The organism is Dorea sp. BIOML-A1 (genome assembly GCF_009875615.1).
Lineage (GTDB): Bacteria > Bacillota > Clostridia > Lachnospirales > Lachnospiraceae > Dorea_A > Dorea_A amylophila.
The window spans coordinates 1-1422 of record NZ_WWSA01000068.1; the positions used below are offsets into that span (position 1 = coordinate 1).

1 protein-coding gene is annotated in these 1422 nt (G+C 40.9%); it reads right to left on the bottom strand.

Translation table 11 applies throughout. From position 1 onward, the window contains the following. Positions 1-66: 66 nt before the first annotated feature. Positions 67-1362, bottom strand: coding sequence for a tyrosine-type recombinase/integrase (locus GT508_RS14355; RefSeq protein ID WP_008392857.1), 1296 nt, complete (start codon positions 1360-1362; stop codon positions 67-69). Positions 1363-1422 lie beyond the last annotated feature (60 nt).

The window sequence follows — 1422 nt, forward strand, 5'->3', positions numbered from 1 at the left end:
GATATGTATTTTCCCTTATTTTTGCCCTTATGAGATAATCGTAAGGGAAATAAGGGAAAGTTTTATTTAGTCATTGCCTGCCACTTTATCAAGTAACCTTGCAGATTCCCGCTTGGCTTTTCTTGTAGAGTGTGCATAGACATTCATGGTGGTACTGACATCTGAGTGCCCTAACAGTTCCTGCACATCCTTTGGTGCTGCTCCATTTGCCAGAAGGTTGCTTGTGTAGGTGTGTCGCAACTGGTGAAAATGAAATCCTTCAAATCCATCCAGTTTCTGAGCAATCTTCCTGCAAACAATTCCTAACGTGCTTGGCAGTTCCAAACTTCCATCCGGTCTTAAGCAGACAAAGGATATTTCCTTATAATCTTCTGGAACATTCTCTGTTCCGTCCAGATGATAGAACTCATAGTAAACTCTGTTTTTGTCTTTTACTTCTCTGTAGTAGTTTTTGTGGTAAAGTTCTCCGTACTGCATTCGGTTTTTAAGTTGTTCCTTTCGGGCATTGCGAAGAATCTCTGCCAGTGTATCTCCAAAATCAACAATCCTTACCTTTTTTCGTTTGGTTGGTCCGATGATATTCTTGTGCCTTGAACCATCATATCGGATACTTCGTCTGATCGTAAGGCACTGTTCTTCAAGATTTACATCCTGCCATGCCAGACCACAGGCTTCACCGATACGAAGTCCTGCATAATAAGCTATCTGGATTGGAAGTATTGCCGGTGGATTGTAATCCTGTAGAAATTCAATCAGTCTTTCATAATCCTCTCGTGGAATTGGCTGTATATCGCCATCCATGTCATCATCAGAAAACAGGTCAACCTCATCCGTCTGGTATTTCAGCTTAATATACTGCATCGGATTGAAAGTGATATATTGCTTTGGGGATACTGCAAACCGGAATGACTGCTGTAATACTGCCGAGAAAGAACGAATGTAATCTTTGCTGTAACCTTTTCTTTCTGAACCATCTGGATAAGTGCCACCAAAGGAAAGCAGATCGAAGAAGGCTTGTAAATGCTCAGATGTTACATTTTTCAACTTTCTCTCTGAAATTGGATGCTTCTTGATGTTGGTAATAGCACCAAGGTAATTCTGGACTGTCCCATTACTGAGAGTACCGGTCTTTAATTCTTCCTCTGCCCATATATCAAGTAATTCTCCAACTGTAATATTTTCCGACTTTGCAATGAATTTCTTGCTTTCGTAATCGTCCATTGCCTGACGGAGCAGTTTTTCCGTTTCACTTTTGCTTTCTGTTCCAGCGTATTCTTTCTGAACCAGATTGCCGCTTGCATCTTCTACATAGAAGCGGTAGTACCATTTCTTTCCTTTTTTTCTTACAGATCCTTTTGCCATAATCGTGTGTCTCCTTTCGATATCAGACAATCGGAACTGATGAAATGCTTCTTGCGTGTA

Excerpts from the sequence above, each read along its gene's own strand:
- GT508_RS14355 (WP_008392857.1), bottom strand. The coding sequence starts at position 1,362 with ATGGCAAAAGGATCTGTAAGAAAAAAAGGAAAGAAATGGTACTACCGC.